The sequence below is a fragment of the Aquimarina sp. Aq107 genome, assembly GCF_943733665.1.
Taxonomy (GTDB): Bacteria; Bacteroidota; Bacteroidia; order Flavobacteriales; family Flavobacteriaceae; genus Aquimarina.
Genome location: NZ_OX030782.1, coordinates 4,023,689 through 4,038,981 on the forward strand (window position 1 = coordinate 4,023,689; position 15,293 = coordinate 4,038,981).

Annotated in this window: 21 protein-coding genes; all 21 read left to right on the forward strand. The window is 33.6% G+C overall.

What is annotated here, in order from left to right; translation table 11 throughout:
- Positions 1–15 precede the first annotated feature (15 nt).
- The 21 genes from NMK29_RS17465 (at position 16) to NMK29_RS17565 (ending at position 15,288) form a co-directional block, all read left to right on the forward strand.
- On the forward strand, positions 16–312 hold the full coding sequence (locus tag NMK29_RS17465) for a hypothetical protein (protein ID WP_108802155.1): 297 nt from the start codon (positions 16–18) through the stop codon (positions 310–312).
- Positions 313–417: 105 nt separating this feature from the next.
- A complete protein-coding gene (locus NMK29_RS17470; RefSeq protein WP_108802156.1) occupies positions 418–753 on the forward strand; it encodes a hypothetical protein in 336 nt (111 codons plus the stop codon).
- Positions 737–1,570 carry a hypothetical protein gene (locus tag NMK29_RS17475; protein ID WP_159092114.1) on the forward strand — a complete coding sequence of 278 codons (834 nt, stop codon included), beginning with the start codon at positions 737–739 and terminating at the stop codon, positions 1,568–1,570. Before NMK29_RS17470 ends, NMK29_RS17475 begins: the two co-directional genes overlap by 17 nt.
- A gap of 65 nt (positions 1,571–1,635) precedes the next feature.
- On the forward strand, positions 1,636–1,818 hold the full coding sequence (locus tag NMK29_RS17480) for a hypothetical protein (protein WP_108802158.1): 183 nt from the start codon (positions 1,636–1,638) through the stop codon (positions 1,816–1,818).
- 3 nt (positions 1,819–1,821) lie between these two features.
- A complete protein-coding gene (locus NMK29_RS17485; protein ID WP_108802159.1) occupies positions 1,822–2,247 on the forward strand; it encodes a hypothetical protein in 426 nt (141 codons plus the stop codon).
- A 4-nt stretch (positions 2,248–2,251) separates the two neighbouring features.
- Positions 2,252–3,238, forward strand: a complete 987-nt coding sequence (locus tag NMK29_RS17490; protein WP_159092115.1) for a peptidoglycan-binding protein — start codon at positions 2,252–2,254, stop codon at positions 3,236–3,238.
- Between the two features lie 62 nt (positions 3,239–3,300).
- Entirely contained in the window at positions 3,301–3,693 is a 393-nt protein-coding gene (locus NMK29_RS17495) for a hypothetical protein (RefSeq protein WP_108802161.1), read from the forward strand.
- Positions 3,690–4,187, forward strand: a complete 498-nt coding sequence (locus NMK29_RS17500) for a CHAP domain-containing protein (RefSeq protein ID WP_234424216.1) — start codon at positions 3,690–3,692, stop codon at positions 4,185–4,187. The genes NMK29_RS17495 and NMK29_RS17500 overlap by 4 nt, the downstream gene beginning before the upstream one ends.
- Before the next feature lie 24 nt (positions 4,188–4,211).
- Entirely contained in the window at positions 4,212–4,874 is a 663-nt protein-coding gene (locus NMK29_RS17505) for a hypothetical protein (RefSeq protein WP_108802163.1), read from the forward strand.
- Entirely contained in the window at positions 4,871–5,041 is a 171-nt protein-coding gene (locus NMK29_RS17510) for a hypothetical protein (protein WP_199915025.1), read from the forward strand. The genes NMK29_RS17505 and NMK29_RS17510 overlap by 4 nt, the downstream gene beginning before the upstream one ends.
- Before the next feature lie 5 nt (positions 5,042–5,046).
- Positions 5,047–5,286 (forward strand): hypothetical protein, encoded by a 240-nt coding sequence (locus NMK29_RS17515; protein WP_159092116.1) that lies wholly within the window; start codon positions 5,047–5,049, stop codon positions 5,284–5,286.
- 1 nt (position 5,287) lies between these two features.
- The gene (locus NMK29_RS17520) at positions 5,288–5,518 is read left to right on the forward strand and encodes a DUF4248 domain-containing protein (protein ID WP_108802165.1); all 231 of its coding nucleotides are present in this window, start codon (positions 5,288–5,290) and stop codon (positions 5,516–5,518) included.
- Positions 5,519–5,660: 142 nt separating this feature from the next.
- A complete protein-coding gene (locus NMK29_RS17525) occupies positions 5,661–6,293 on the forward strand; it encodes a RadC family protein (protein WP_108802166.1) in 633 nt (210 codons plus the stop codon).
- A complete protein-coding gene (locus NMK29_RS17530) occupies positions 6,290–7,513 on the forward strand; it encodes a DNA cytosine methyltransferase (protein WP_108802167.1) in 1,224 nt (407 codons plus the stop codon). Before NMK29_RS17525 ends, NMK29_RS17530 begins: the two co-directional genes overlap by 4 nt.
- A 63-nt stretch (positions 7,514–7,576) precedes the next feature.
- Entirely contained in the window at positions 7,577–8,776 is a 1,200-nt protein-coding gene (locus NMK29_RS17535) for an antirestriction protein (protein ID WP_108802168.1), read from the forward strand.
- Complete coding sequence (locus tag NMK29_RS17540; RefSeq protein ID WP_108802169.1) at positions 8,773–9,435, forward strand: hypothetical protein; 663 nt, start codon at positions 8,773–8,775, stop codon at positions 9,433–9,435. The genes NMK29_RS17535 and NMK29_RS17540 overlap by 4 nt, the downstream gene beginning before the upstream one ends.
- A gap of 71 nt (positions 9,436–9,506) precedes the next feature.
- A complete protein-coding gene (locus tag NMK29_RS17545) occupies positions 9,507–9,824 on the forward strand; it encodes a hypothetical protein (protein WP_108802170.1) in 318 nt (105 codons plus the stop codon).
- 296 nt (positions 9,825–10,120) lie between these two features.
- A complete protein-coding gene (locus NMK29_RS17550; protein WP_108802171.1) occupies positions 10,121–12,610 on the forward strand; it encodes a DEAD/DEAH box helicase family protein in 2,490 nt (829 codons plus the stop codon).
- Between the two features lie 60 nt (positions 12,611–12,670).
- Entirely contained in the window at positions 12,671–13,438 is a 768-nt protein-coding gene (locus NMK29_RS17555) for an alpha/beta fold hydrolase (RefSeq protein ID WP_108802172.1), read from the forward strand.
- On the forward strand, positions 13,435–14,133 hold the full coding sequence (locus tag NMK29_RS17560; RefSeq protein ID WP_108802173.1) for a helix-turn-helix transcriptional regulator: 699 nt from the start codon (positions 13,435–13,437) through the stop codon (positions 14,131–14,133). Before NMK29_RS17555 ends, NMK29_RS17560 begins: the two co-directional genes overlap by 4 nt.
- Positions 14,134–14,283: 150 nt before the next feature.
- On the forward strand, positions 14,284–15,288 hold the full coding sequence (locus tag NMK29_RS17565) for a hypothetical protein (RefSeq protein ID WP_159092117.1): 1,005 nt from the start codon (positions 14,284–14,286) through the stop codon (positions 15,286–15,288).
- The last annotated feature ends 5 nt before the right edge of the window (positions 15,289–15,293 follow it).

Sequence of the window (15,293 nt, forward strand, 5' to 3'; positions counted from 1 at the left end):
TCAAAATTTTAAAATATGCTATTAGGAACATTATCATTATTTCAGAAAAGAGGGGTTTTCTATAAAGAACAACAACTACATTCAGAAGATATATTCTCAAATGTTATTGAAAAGGAACTCACTGCTGATATGCAATTACAAGTATCAGATGTACCCAAGAAAGAACAATTACTACCTATAGATGAACAAGGTGATACCGATTACATCACCACTTTCTATCAGGATGAAGGACAAGCAACATATCCATACGAAGTAACCGTATGGCTATTAATCGAAGAGTTACCAGAGAAACTTTATAAAAGGGATTACTAATCAATCATCTCCGCTAGAATAAATACATAAATCACGCAATGCGTGCATAAGAGTGAAATAATAGATCGCCCTATGGGTGTGAGATAATAAAATTAACAATGTGTGATGCGTGAGGAATTTGCACTGCAGTATGCAGACAGAAGAGCTAAAGAGCGAGGACATGAAAACTATAGGATTATTCATAGGGACTTTACTATACCCCCTATGGGGGTGCTGAAGTTTCAGGCGAATAATGAACTCTGGCTAGTGACTTATATCGCTTGGGGATTGATTGTAAAATCAGACTATGGGCGCTATGATAACTGGTACACGCAGGGAATTGTTGAGAATGCGCATGAGCATGGAGATCGGATAGAGATCATCAATACGCGCAAATACCAGCGCACCATTCGCTTTTTACAAGTGATACTAAAAACAAAGGATGATGGAAGCAAGGAATAGAAAACCCGGATCAGTGCGGTTGAACGAGGAACAGTATGCAGAAATGGATCGATTGGGATTCACCAGTGAGAGTGCCTATGTAAAATATAAAATGCAACAGGGGCAGTCCAAACTTGAAGTTTTGAAAACAACTTCTGAAAAAGATACAGTGAGACAATTACCTGTGACAAGTACATCTCGTCAGGGAGGTACTGAGGTAGAAAACAGGCTTACTATTCAGCGATTATCCATAGAGAATCGAAAGCTTCAGGAGAAGCTCGAAGAAGTTTCTAAAAACAGTCAGGAAACCTTAAACGGAGTACATCATAAGGTGCATAGTATGCTTCAGGAAGAACTTCAAAAACGAGATTTTGAAGAACTCAAAGAGGCTTTTGCAAAAAATAAAAAGGAGATAGAAAAACTAGAAAAAGATCTCAGTGAATCCAAGAAAGAAACCGAAACCAAACAAGAAGAAATTGAAACCTTGGTTAAAAAGTTAGGATTAGTAGAATTAGGAAAAGCTCTTCTTCCAGGCGCCATTTCAGGATTAGCCAAACAATACCCAAATCAAATGAAAGGGATCGCAGGAACACTTGGGAATTTAGGTCTCAGCCACAATGTGGCAGATGAAAATTTAGATAATGGAGAAGATAAGGATTACTTACTCCAAATTCTAAATCATCTCAATGAAGTGTTTACTGAAGAGCAGTTTGAACAAGTTGTTCAACTGATGTTTCAGTTAGGAGATCAGCTAAAAGATGATCAGGGGATTCTCCAAAAAATAGAATACTATTTAAATCAATTACAAAAGAAAAAAGGACAAAGTGAAAAAGTATAAAGTACTGATATAATTAGATACTATGTACTAATTACTTAATACTAAATAAGCTAAAACGAGAAATTATGGAATCACAAATCACAGTAAACATAGCTGTCAAAGATAAAACAGAAGCACATCAAGTGAAAAAGGCTTTTGAAACCATGAATAGACATTTTGGAGCTAAAGGGATTATCAAGATGGAACATCTATTTCTAAATGATGCTTTTATCCGAAATCTGGTAAAAATTAAAATTAAAAGAGTATAACCGATGGCGCTCCCTACAGTACTGGCTATGCAAGCAATAAAGCAAAGATCAAAGGTTAGTATCGGTAGTACTGCTATTTCTGTACTACTAGCTACAGGATTAGGCGCTGTCGGCTTTTTTGGAATTCGAGCATTAGTACGGAAATTCAAAAGGGATATTCGTGAGGGACAAGCCCTCAATGAAGGTAATCCTGCCAATTTTGCCATTCGATTGGTCATGGCTTTTGAAAATGACAACGCTTTTGGTTGGGGAACAGATGAAGAGGCTTTATTCAGAACCTTAGAGCAAATCCCATCGGCTAGTATGATGCGAAAAGTACAGCGCGCTTATCGAGATCTGGAAGGTATAAATCTTGCAGCTGACTTGCAAAGTGAACTTACTACAGAGGAGTTCGCTATTGCCAATGAAATTATTAATTCAAAAAGATAAAAAGATGCAACAAATTATAAAAAGTAGGACCCGAAAGAAAAAAAAGCCATTATCACAAAAACAGATTTTGATAATTGGACTTGGTAGCGGTGTGGCATTAGGTTTAGGATACCTAGCTTATAACCATTTTAGAAATAAAGCTGCTGTAAGACGAAGCTTTACTAATAATCCAATTACAATTCCTTCCGAAGACATTGTAACAACACCAAATTTACCAGTGGCTGCCGTTGGCAACTTTCCAGTGAAAAGAGGTGCCAGAGGTTCATTAGTAGTGATGATACAAAATGCACTCCTGGCAAAAGGAGGACAAGCCGCTATGATCATCAAAGAGACTAGTTTTAGAAATGGTCGTGTGGACGGAATTTTCGGTAAAGGAACAGAACGAGCACTTAGAGCAGCCGGTTTTCCTTCGGCAATTACGCAAAGTATTTTTACCACTTTAGTAGGCAAAACTACAACATCAGGATTCGATGCTGCATCGATCTCAAAAGAAATTATAGATGCTGCCAATAAAAGAAATCTGTTTGGAGTACTTGGTGGATTGAAGAAAATAAATTCTGTACCCCAATATCAATCAGTGAGTACTTTTTTTCAGGGAGTACGAATCGCAGGGATTAGGGTCACTTCTTTAGTCAACGCCTTATTAAGTGTGGCATTCAAACAAAAAGAACTTGAGAAGGTAAAAATAAGATCAGAGTTCAGGCGTATGGGACTCAAACAAAATGCTCGCGGAATATGGTTCATACCAGGACTCGGTGGAGCCATTGGCTCTTTTGATAACAATGCAAATCAAGTCAATAATGAGTGGAACTTGGCTATCGCAGTTAAACCTACCCTACTAAAGTCTACTGATGGATCTTTTATAGTTCCTGAATTAACTCCTAATACGGTAGTAGGATATATCACAGGTATGGAAAATGGAGTCACCAGAATTCTAACTCAATCTGGAGAAACCGTCTTCGCTCCTACCAGAAACCTATCCTCCTTTTGACTGCCATTGACAGATTAATCATAAATCAACCAGATAAAACAAAGCTTTAAAAACTAACAGAAATGAAAAAAATAATAAAATGGTTACAACCGATTTTTGATAAGTTCGAACCTCTTTGGAGCTACTTTAAAGTATGGCGGGAATTATCCTCATTAGCGGTTGGGCTAATTCTTTGGATTCATAGTGCGGTTTTCCTTCGTTGGATAGATCCTACTGCAGGGACGTATGATGCGGGTGTATTTCAGGTATATCTATTTGCCATTATTGGGATTTTTATTCTACACGGAATTGTACGGATCTTGATGAAACTCATCTGGCCTACTTCCGAAGATTATCTCGACCATCATTTCAGAAATGACTTTAACACCGTTACACCATGGCAGAAACTAAAACTATCAACCTTTATATTCTTTGCTTTCTTATTTGCAGTAGCCTTACTGGCCAGGGCTCTATGAGCCATAGAGGCAACCATAAAGATGAGCAATACACTAGACAATGTGTAAAAGAACTATACGATTCCCAAGTTGGGGTTCGAGAAACTGGAGGTTCTAATCGAGGACCTCAGGTAGAGATGTATTTAGAGAGTGTGGATTTAGGTCCTGGATATGCCTGGTGTGCAGCTTTTGTTTCTTGGGTTTATCAGAATACAGGTATTCAAACGCCACTTAATGGTTGGGTACCGAGTTATGCATTAGAGCGTAAACGCATTTATCAAAGAGGAAAGTTTAGTAAGAGTAAGCCACAACAAGGCGATGTATTTTTAATCTGGTATCACAAATTGAATCGTCCGGCACATATCGGATTTGTAGATCAGTGGGGAGATAAATGGATTGTAACCGTAGAAGGTAATACAAACGATAATGGCTCTCGTGAAGGTGATGGTGTGTATCGAAAACGAAGATTGAAAAAACAAATCTGGGTAGTATCTGATTTCATTGGTAACAATTAATATCAAAATGTAACATTAAAGTAAATGCTTGGAAAGAGTTTGCAAATATTACGAAGTAAAGGATATAAGGTTTATAGACAGCCTTATAAACTCAATATCGTGGGGTATCGCAGTCGTTTTATACATAGTAATCGTTTTGACGATGAGATACACGTTTTTTATACTAATGATAAAGGGAAATGGGTATATCATATGTTTAAAGCAACTACGGATCCAGGGCAATATTGGTTAGACAATCCTATGCATTCTCAAGGAACCGCTTTTTTAAAAAAAGGACAATATATAGATGCCTATAGTTTAGGATTGCATAGAGGTATTTATCAAGCTCTTATACAAAAAGCTCCGGTAAGTGTTATTCGAAACTATGAGCGAAAAGGATTGTTTAAATGGTTCGAATCTGGATTTCAGGATACAGGAAAATTTGGAATCAATATTCATCGAGCCAGAAAACAAGGAACTACCAAAGTGATTGATGACTTTTCCGCTGGGTGTTTGGTGTTTGCCAATGCCAATGATTTTGATCGTTTTCTAAAACTTTCTAATGAACATAGAAAACGATATGGAAATTACTTTACAGTGACATTAGTAGATTTTAGAGATGAACGAAGAAGACGATTGCAATTAGCAGCTTGGGGATCTTTGATAGCTGCCGGTGGATTATTAGCAATTACCAGAATGAGCGTATGAAAGTTTCAAAAAATACACAGAAAGCCGGTTGGGTTCTCATTGGGAGTATGTTGGGGTTTATAGTAGCTAAAAAATATGCTCCAAAGGAAACCTATCCTTTTGTACTAATAGGTGGTTTTATAGGAACTTGTTTGGGTGAAGAATTAATATCACAAGAAGAAAAATGAATGATATGAAGTGGAACACAAAACTTCAAAAGGATAAAAGAAAACGATGCAGAGCTTTTATAAAAGCGTTGGAAAAGTTATCATCTCAATATGGAGTAGCAATTGATAGTTTCGGAGCTCCTTATGTTTTAGAAAATCCACAACCGATTATCTATGAAGTAGATGATGATACCGAATCTTTGGAATCCCTATGGGACGGAAAAGAAGGGTATGATTCTTTCGCAAATAAAAACTTAGCAAAGTAGTATGAAATCTATACGACAAAAAGGAATCTATTTTGAAGGAGAGGAACCGGTTAAGCTAAGAGCTTATTATAAATATGAACTAGCTGCATTATACAATGTATGCACCAAAACCTTCTCTTCTTGGATACATACCTATTTGGAAGAGTTAGAGAAATTTGGATATAAAAAAAGTACCAAGCTTCTGAGACCAGAAGTGGTGCGTTTTTTGTTTGAAAGGTTGGGGGAACCTTAAAACAAAATAATATTTAAGGAAGATATAAAGCTGGTATAAACATAATACAGGAAGCTATTTATCTTTTTTAAGTATTATGAGAACTCAACCCGAAACTAACTCCTAGTGATTCTATATCATTACCTCCAGATATTCTAAAGTAATGATCAAGAGAAAAAACACTGTTGCTCACATCAGCAAACGAGCCAAACAAATCCGAAAAAAAGGAGAGAAATGGACGGATGCGATCAAAAGAGCATCCAAAGAATTAAAATCAAAGAAGCATGTACTTGGAGCAACTTCAAAAGCTCCTTCTTATACCATCAGTGGATTAAATGGTTTAAAAGGATCTGCTAACACTACTCCTATTCCCGAGATTAACATTACTTTTTCTAGAAGAAGAAAGGTTACCGGAAAAATAGGTTCTGCAAGGGATGTAGCTAACACTATCTCCAAATTTTATACAAAAAACACAATCGAAGTTAGAGAGCAATTTTTTGTTTTGTATTTGGACAATAGTTATAAAGTACTAGGATATCACACCCATTCCGTTGGTGGTATCAAAGGAAGCCTTGTTGATCTAAGAATTCTATTCTCCGTTGCATTAAAAAGTTTAGCAACCAGTATTATCATAGCACACAATCATCCATCCGGAGCCTTAAGACCAAGTTCATCCGATATCGGTATAACCTCTAAGATTAAAAAAGCTGGAGAGTTATTAGACATCCAATTATTGGATCATATCATTATTACCAAGGAGAGCTTTTACTCATTTGCTGAAGAAGGGAAACTATGAAGAAACCCGTATTGCTGGACCTGTTTTCCGGGATAGGTGGATTTCCTAAAGGACTCATAGAAGGTGGTTTCAAATTCAAAAAACACTACTTCAGTGAAATTGATCCTTTTGCTATCGCCAATTATTCATATAACTTTAAAAATGCTACTTATGTCGGACCAATCGAAAACATCAAAAAAGGAACCATCCAAAAACCAGATATCATCACCTTCGGTTCCCCATGCCAGGATCTTTCGATGGCTGGAAAACGGAAAGGTATCAAAGGAAGTAAGAGCAGACTCTTTTTTGAAGCAATTAGAATCCTCGACCTTCATAAACCCCGTCTGTTTATCTTTGAAAACGTCAAAGGACTTTTCTCCAGTAACCAAGGCAAAGACTTTGAAATCGTACTTAGATCGTTTGCCAACCTTGGGATATATGACATCCAATGGCAATTGCTTAATACTTCCTGGTTTCTCCCCCAGAATAGAGAGCGGATCTACCTTGTCGGATCACTTAGAGGAACAACCAGACCCCAAGTATTTCCTATCGGAGAAAGCTGTCAAAAGACTGAAAATTGCACTCGAAGAAAACTCTCGGAAGCCAACATTTCTTCAACAATACATACCAAAGTAGGTGACTCTTATGTAAAAGACAATCCCTATATCTTAACCATCAGAGGCGGTAGAAATGTAAAAAGTGGATCAAAAGTAGAATTCCGAAAAGATGGAAACACCAATTGCCTAACGGGTGTTCCTGAAGACAATCTGTTTTATAATAATTGGATACCATTAAAATCTGAACGCACTGAAAAAGCAAAAAGCATTCGAAAAAATCATCAGAAAAAAGGAAAAGATTATGCTCCTTTTAAAGAAAAACAATTGGTGCCTCGTGCTGATGGGAAAACAAGCGCAATCCTGTCGCAAGGACATCAAGATAATCTAATCACTAATTTACATTGTGTTCGTAAATTGACTACTTTAGAATGTGAACGCTTGCAGGGTTTTCCTGATCATTGGACAAAATATGGTATTCGTGATGGTAAAGAAATAGAATTGAGTGATAGTAGAAGATACCAGTTGATCGGAAATGCAGTGAGTGTTCCTGTTGTGAAAATGGTTGGCATACAACTTTTAAAAGGGATATCTCAAAACCAAAACCCTGTAAAGAATACCGATCACAATATGTTCATCTTACAATCAAAAGCATTGAAGCTTCAACTTTTATTTTTGAAATCATAACACATTGTAACCTATCCCGAACTATCAGGAAAGCATAAAAACATTTTAACCTAGCATTGTCTAATGAGAAAAAACGCTGTTTCATTTGACAATTATCATCAAACACTCTCCCAGGATGATATAAAAGATCTTCCTGATATTCTACAAAAAGGACATCAATTCTTTTTGGAAGCTAAAGAGTTCTATCACCAAGAACCAGAAATATGGGAAACCATTGATATCTATCTGGAGCAATTGAACTTGTTCTTATCATCCCAGGAAAAAAAAAATAGCAATGATGCTGCAGTTGATTTTCTAAAAACCTTCCTGAATATGCATAACTCTGTTCAATCCAAAGATGAATTAAAGGATTTCATATTTAGACTACAAAAAGCAGTCTCCAATAAGAAAATTACCAAAGATGATCGGTATGCAACGCATATAGAACAATTGCAGCACAAGCTGATCAAACAACATAACGAAATGATCCTGCAGGATCAGGTTAAAATTTTCATCAATCGCAAATGGAGATCCCAACTAAAAAGGATTGTCAATCCATTGCCAGACAAAAACCTATCCGGTCTTGATATCACAACTCCTAGAGAAGGCTACCTATTCACCTCTTTTGATCAACAACCTATAGCCAGCGCTACTCCAACTTTTCGATTGCCTGGAGCGATGGGCGAATTGTTAGGGGATTTAGAAAAATTTGAATTAGCCATTACTATTGAAGGGGATCAAGGAGGTGGGAAAACTAGATTTACATACCAGTTAGCCGATGCTTTTGCAGAGATCGGAAATAATGTTGCCATTTTCACCTTAGAGATTGGCGGTAAATCTGATTTAATTACCCGAATGAAAGATGAATATCTCAGTCCACAAAATAGGAATCGTATCTCCAGAGCAGATCAACTTCCTGACGGATATCAAACAATTTCAAATGCTACTGGTGTCTTTGATGTGATCATTATTGATAGTTGGAACAAGACAGGATTACCCTCACAAGACTTTGATCGCTTACGAAAACAATATCCGGATACCATATTCATCGTTATTTTTCAGCGTACTACTCAGAAAACCATTCGTGGAGGAACGGCTCCTTTATACGATGCAGGAATCAATATAGAAGTGATTAAAGTAGACGATACCTTCCAAAACAATTATGCGGTGACCACTAAAAATCGATATGGTATTACAGGGGTCAAATACAATATTTCTACTAAAGAAATTATTCGAGCTACCAATGATGTATCAGAAACAGAACCTCAAACAGAAACGGCATGACCTATTATCTCAATATCATCAAAACCATCTGGAGGTTATTACCAATAGCATTGCTGATTGTACTAGGAATCTTGTTTTTCCAATGGAAACGTGAACGCCAGAAAGTAACTGATTTTGCAGCAATCCAACATGCGCAATTTCAGGAGATAGAAAAGTGGAAAGATGCTGCAGGAAAAAACAGAGCCAGAGCAGAAATTGCGGAGATTAATGCTAAAAATGCAAAACTAGTAATGAATGAAGAACTCCGGCAACTACTGAAAAAAGAAGTTGGAAATCTAAAACGTAATTTGATCAGTTATTCTGCTGTGAAATCTTCTACCAAAGGTGAGTTTAAGACAAAAGGAAAGGATACTATGTATGCAGTAAATAAATTACAGTCTTTACCTGCAAAACAATTTGGAATTCATAATCCGGATCTGGATTTCGAAGGTTTGTATGTTCCCAACCTGGATACGCTAATGGCCAATTATAAAATCACACATAACTTTGACATTTTCTATTACTACAAAAAGCCTGGTAAATCTCCTTGGAATCTATTTCGCAGAAAAAGAGCAGTAGCTGAGATTAAATTTCATAACCATGGATCTCAAGCAGATAGTTTATTTACAGTTGTTTTGGAACGGAAGAAAGGATTATTGAAGAGACTTTTTAACAAATAAAAATCTGTTTACAACTTTAATAATGGAATATTTCCAAATTTTATACTTTTGACTAGGAATAAATCCTAGTCATGAAAAAAGTTTTAGTAAAGGAACATATCATTTTGGATAAAGAATTGTTTGACTCTTTTTATGCTGATGCTAAAAAGAAAGGTCTGCTTGTCATTTCCAATAAAAAAGGAAGAGCAGAAATGAGTACAGGCATTTTTATGCTTAACGGTATCCCCGATGTATCAAAAAATGATCATTATATCAAAAGAGTATTATTTGGCTTAATCCAAAAATACGGTTGCTTCCATTTTACATCCAAAAGATTTCAAGAAAAAATGTTGCTATATGAATACAAGGATGAAACAAAGACTTGGAGCAGTTATAATCGGTTCGAATGAAAATATTAAAAGCTTTTAGTTTAATATAAACTTCCTCTTTTTACTATTAAATCTCTTAAATTCTAAAATGATTATTAAACACATAAAAAAATGTAAATTTTGAGGGAAAAAATAGTCTATTAAATTTTTATTATTAACTTAGAGTAACATAAATTTATAGAAACCCCATACCCAGATGTAATCTGGGTATGGGGTTATTTGTTGAAATTCTAAAAACTTATGAAAAGAATGTTGAATAAATAAGCTCCGTACAATCCTAAAAAATACTTTTTATAAACTTTAATCTGAATCAAATAATGAACTTTTTTGCTAGGAAAAATAAAACAATAGAAAAGAAAAAATTAGAAATTGAACCAATTAAACTATATAGTTCTCTTACTAAGAGTAAAGAATATACTTATTTAAGAGGTATTCAAGAAGAAGTTCTTAAAGAATGGCATACTAGAAGAAATGATAAAGAATTAATAGTTAAGATGAACACCGGAGCAGGAAAAACTCTAACAGGACTGCTGATGCTTTATTCTAAAATGTTAGAGAGTCAACAACCCGTAGTTTATATGTGTCCTGACAATCAGCTTTTTCATCAAGTAGTTGAACAATCTAAAAATTATAACATACCAACCTGTATTATCGAAAATCAAGATTTTCCCGAGGAGTTTCTAAATGGTGAGGCTGTTCTAGTTACTACTATTCAACGAATGTTCAATGGTAAGAACATTTTTGATAGAGATAAGATAAAATTAAAGGCAATTTTAATAGATGACGCTCATAAATGCGTGGAACGAATTATAGAAAGTTTCACCCTTAAAATAGCCAAAAAACATGATTTATATGAAAAGCTTAAATTACTATTTAGAGCTGATCTTAAAGAGCAATCTATAGGTTCATATGAAGCAATGACATTAGGTGAACCATCCTATTATATGAGAGTTCCATTTTGGTGTTGGTTGGAAAAAGAAAAAGAAATAGTTGGTCTATTTACAGAGTATATTTCAGATAAAAAGACTCTCCTTTTTAAGTGGGATCTTATGATAAATAATTTATCACAATATGAAATGTACATTAACGGTTACGGGATAGAAATAAGTCCTATGGTTTCTTATATCAAAAATGTAACAGCATATGATACGGCATCTCATAAGTATGCTCTTTCAGCAACATTTGTTAATGATTACTCATTAATTAAAGATTTAAATTTTTCTAAAGAATCTATAACAAATTCAATTACACCACGGAATAGAATGGATTATGGACAAAGACTTATCCTTACTCCTAAGAGATACTATAATAGTTTAAGTGATAAACAGCAGTTGGATATTATAGATCATCATTTAAAAAACAAACAAAATGTAGTTGTTTTAGTATCAAGTAAGAAGAAGGCAGAAGGCTGGGAGAAAACAGGAGCTATAGTAGCGGATAATGATAATTTAGAAGAGACTATTGAAAAAATCAAATCATCAAAAGGAAAGCTTTACGTTTTCGTTAATCGTTATGATGGAATAGACCTTAGTGGAGATTCTTGTAATGTTTTAGTTGTTCACGACCATCCAAGATTTAAATTTTTAAAAGATGAGTATTATCAGAACATACATCACGAAACAAATTCTAACAGAATAGCGCAAACACTTGAACAGGGTATGGGTAGGAGTGTTAGATCGAGTAGTGATTATAGTGTTGTTTATTTGGTCGGTAGATTCAATTTAAATTTTCTAAGAAAAAGAAAAAATTTAGATTTTTTTAATAATCATACAAAAAAACAACTAGAAATGGGTTTATCCTTATTAGATGGACAGAAACTTGATGATAGTAATGCGGTATCTACTATTACTGAAATAGCAGATTACTGTTTGAATCAAGATGATGAATGGAAAACTTTTTATTCTAATTTTATGAATAAAGATGAGGAGGTAAGTACCGAATCGAGAGATAAAATTTTACAAATAAATTTGTTAGAAAGAGAAGCTATTTATGCTTTTGTCAAAGAAGATTATGAAGAAGCAATCAGCTATATAAATGATATCATCTCATTAGGGATAAGTGATATTGAGAGAGCTTGGTACTATCAAATACAAGCTCACATTGCTTATAGACTTAATAAAAATACCTCCAACGATTTATTACAAAAAGCGAGGACATTGAGTATCAAAATGTATCAACCTTTTTTAGGAAAAACGAAACATAAACAACAATTTTCTAATTCTCAGTATAGAAGAGCGCTTGATTTTATCCAATCATTTTCAACTGATAATGATTTATTATCTCATATTGATGAAATTAATAAAAATCTTGTATATAAAAAACAGAATTCTGCCATATTTGAGAAGACTTTGAAGGAGCTAGGGGAACTATTAGGTTTTAAGGCTTCCCGACCTGAAAAAGATTCTAAAGAAGGTTGCGATGTTCTTTGGTTTTCAGATGATTATACTTTTGTTATAGAGGCAAAATCTGAAAAATTACCGGAGAACAAAATATCCAAAAGTGATGTTGAACAATTATATCATTCTTTAGAATGGTTTAATGATAAATACATTTATAATGGAGAAATCATAGGTGTATCTTTTCAACCAAATAACAGAAAATATGATGATGCGGTTGTAACTGATCAAATACGTAGTGTGTCAGAAGCTTCTTTGGAAGAAATAAGATTTGCTATTAAACAGTTAAAAGTTTTAGTTAAAAATAATGGAATAACCTCATTAAGTGAAAATGACATTAAAACCGAACTCGAAAAATTACATTTTAATAGTAATCAAATTAGAAATAAATATTTTAAAATAATTAAATAGGATATCTGAAGCTGCAATAATGCTTAATAAAAAGAAATTATAGAATATAATATTTAAGAGATGCTAAAAGACTATCCTATTCCAGGAAACCTAAAAGGAACAATAATTTTTATTCATGGTATTTCATCTTCATCAGAAGTTTTTAAAGATATAATGAACTCCAAAGAAATTCAATTTTCTAAAATTTCTTTCGACCTTCCCGGACATGGTAAGGCTTACGGTTATCAGGAAGATTTCTCTTTATTAAGTTATAAGAAGGCCCTTGTATCTTATATCAGTATCATCCAAGAAGATATAATTCTAGTTGGCAACTCATTTGGAGGGCATTTGGCTATTGAAATAGCGGATCAATTAAAAAATTTAAAAGCATTAGTAATATTTGGTACACCTCCACTTAAAAAACCAGTCAATTTTGGTGAAGCATTTATTCCTATTGAAGCTTTACAAACTTTTTTTAAAGAAAATCCTTCAGAGAAAGAAATAATTAAAGCTTCAAAAATTGCCGTATTCAATCCAAAACACAGTGAAAGAATAATTGTTGATTTTAAAAGATCGAATCCAGATGTTCGCAGAAGTCTAGCTTTGGATCTAGAAGAAGGTAATTGGGCTAATCAATATAAAATTTTCAAAACCTTATCTATTCCAAAATTTATTGTGAAAGGCAAACAAGACCCAACTGTCAATTCGAAATACTTGGATTCAATTTGTGCTACCGACCAAAACTGCACAATTTTCGAATTTGACCAATGTGGTCATTATCCAAGCTTAGAAAAACCAAATGAATTTATTGATACCATAAAATTTATCTCCGAAAAAGTTCTTTTATGAAAACTCTTACAGAATTAGAAACAATAAATTATAATCAACAATTTATTTACAAACTAAGAAATCTATATTTAAGAGATAAAGTACTATTTCATCAAGTTAAAGAATTTACACCCTTTACTTACAGCATAAATGAAAGAGAAACTCTGAATATGATTCATTTCGATGATGATGATTTAGGAGAGACACCAGAGATGAAAAGATTACTAAAAGAAGGTGTAAATGTTCTACCAGAAATAAGTTCTAAGGATTTGTTGGATATTGCAAAGAAAAAGGTTCTAATATTTAATAAAGTTAATGATCAAGATGATATTTGTAATTATATTCAACTAATTAATTTCAATGGAAAAGCCAAATATCTATATTCCGACAAGATCATTCTAGATAAAAATCTTTTTTTAAACACTGCCCTAACTTTTGACAAAATGGGCGCTATTGGGAGAGAACTACTATCTATTTTCCCGGAAATAGAAGTTACTAATTCTTATTGGAAGCGTTTTCAAAGATTAACAAAACAAGAAAAGAATATATTAAAACTTCTTGCTAAAGGTAACTCAATAAAGGAAATCGGAGATTTAGTTTTTATATCACCTAATACCGCTCATGTCCACAAACGTAATATTTACAATAAATTAGGAATACATAAGATTACAGAATTGGTTAAGTTTTCAATAATTTTGGAAATAATTGAACAATAGCTAATATACTTTTTCAAATTCTTCACTATTAAAAATACCATTTTTGTGGTATTTACTCATATACATTTGTACAATATCTTCGTAAGAGTCGGAATGTTAATTCAATCACAAATTAACACTCTGAATAACCTAATTTTAATTCAAACAGTTATGAGAAAAATTTTGTTTATAATTTATTTAGCACCCATATTTCTATTTTGTCAAACTCCTTTATTAAATGATGGTTGTTCAGATGTTTTAAGATTATCTTCTAGGGATGTCACTATTGAATCTACAAGAGCCACTACTGCAAAGTATATTTATGATAATTATTGTAGTGGTAAATCTGCAAAAGGAACAATAAATATAAAAGCAGTTGATGAAGATCTTTTTGAAAGTTTTAGTTTTGGTTTTGGGAGCAAAAAAGAAAAATTAGAACATATTTGTAAGACTTACCAAAGTAATTATAAAGCTTCTTATGAAAGGAATATAAATAAAAGTCATGTCGTGCGTGATGCTATATCTGCCTGGGAAAAGTGTAAAGAGTTGTCAAATCAGGGGATCAATATAAGACCATCTTTATTGAAATCTTCATTCACTGTGGATGTCAGAAGAATTGGAGATGATATTGAAATTAATGGTGTGTATTATGATACTAAAGCTTGTGAGTGTAAAGCTCAAATAAAAAATACTTTTGGGCAATTAAAAACAACTTTAGTTAATTCTGACACCAAACATAAAATCAAAGATGGAAATACCTGGAGTGTTATCTGTACACGTAAAAAGATGAAAGAAGGAGATATGCAATTTTATCCTGAATTTGATTTTAAAATGCCAACTTCAAAAGGATCCTTTAATATCACACTTCCTAAAAATGTTAAACCTACCCATAGTTGGATAACAGAAGTTATTAGTGAAATTGAAGATTTAAAAGTAAGTATTCGGAGTACTCATGACACTCTGCAAAAACAAATTTCACGTGTTGATAATAGATTTGGTAAGATTAAATGGGTTAAAAAATGTACGGATGCAAATGGTGATTGTAATGGAGCTAGAGTTAGTGGTATAACTGCTCCTAAAGGATATAACTTCGCATTTTATACACAGGACACTTATAGAGGAGGAAAATGCGGTAAGGGTTCAAAATGTAAAGTCTTCTATAAAATAGAATTATAATTTAT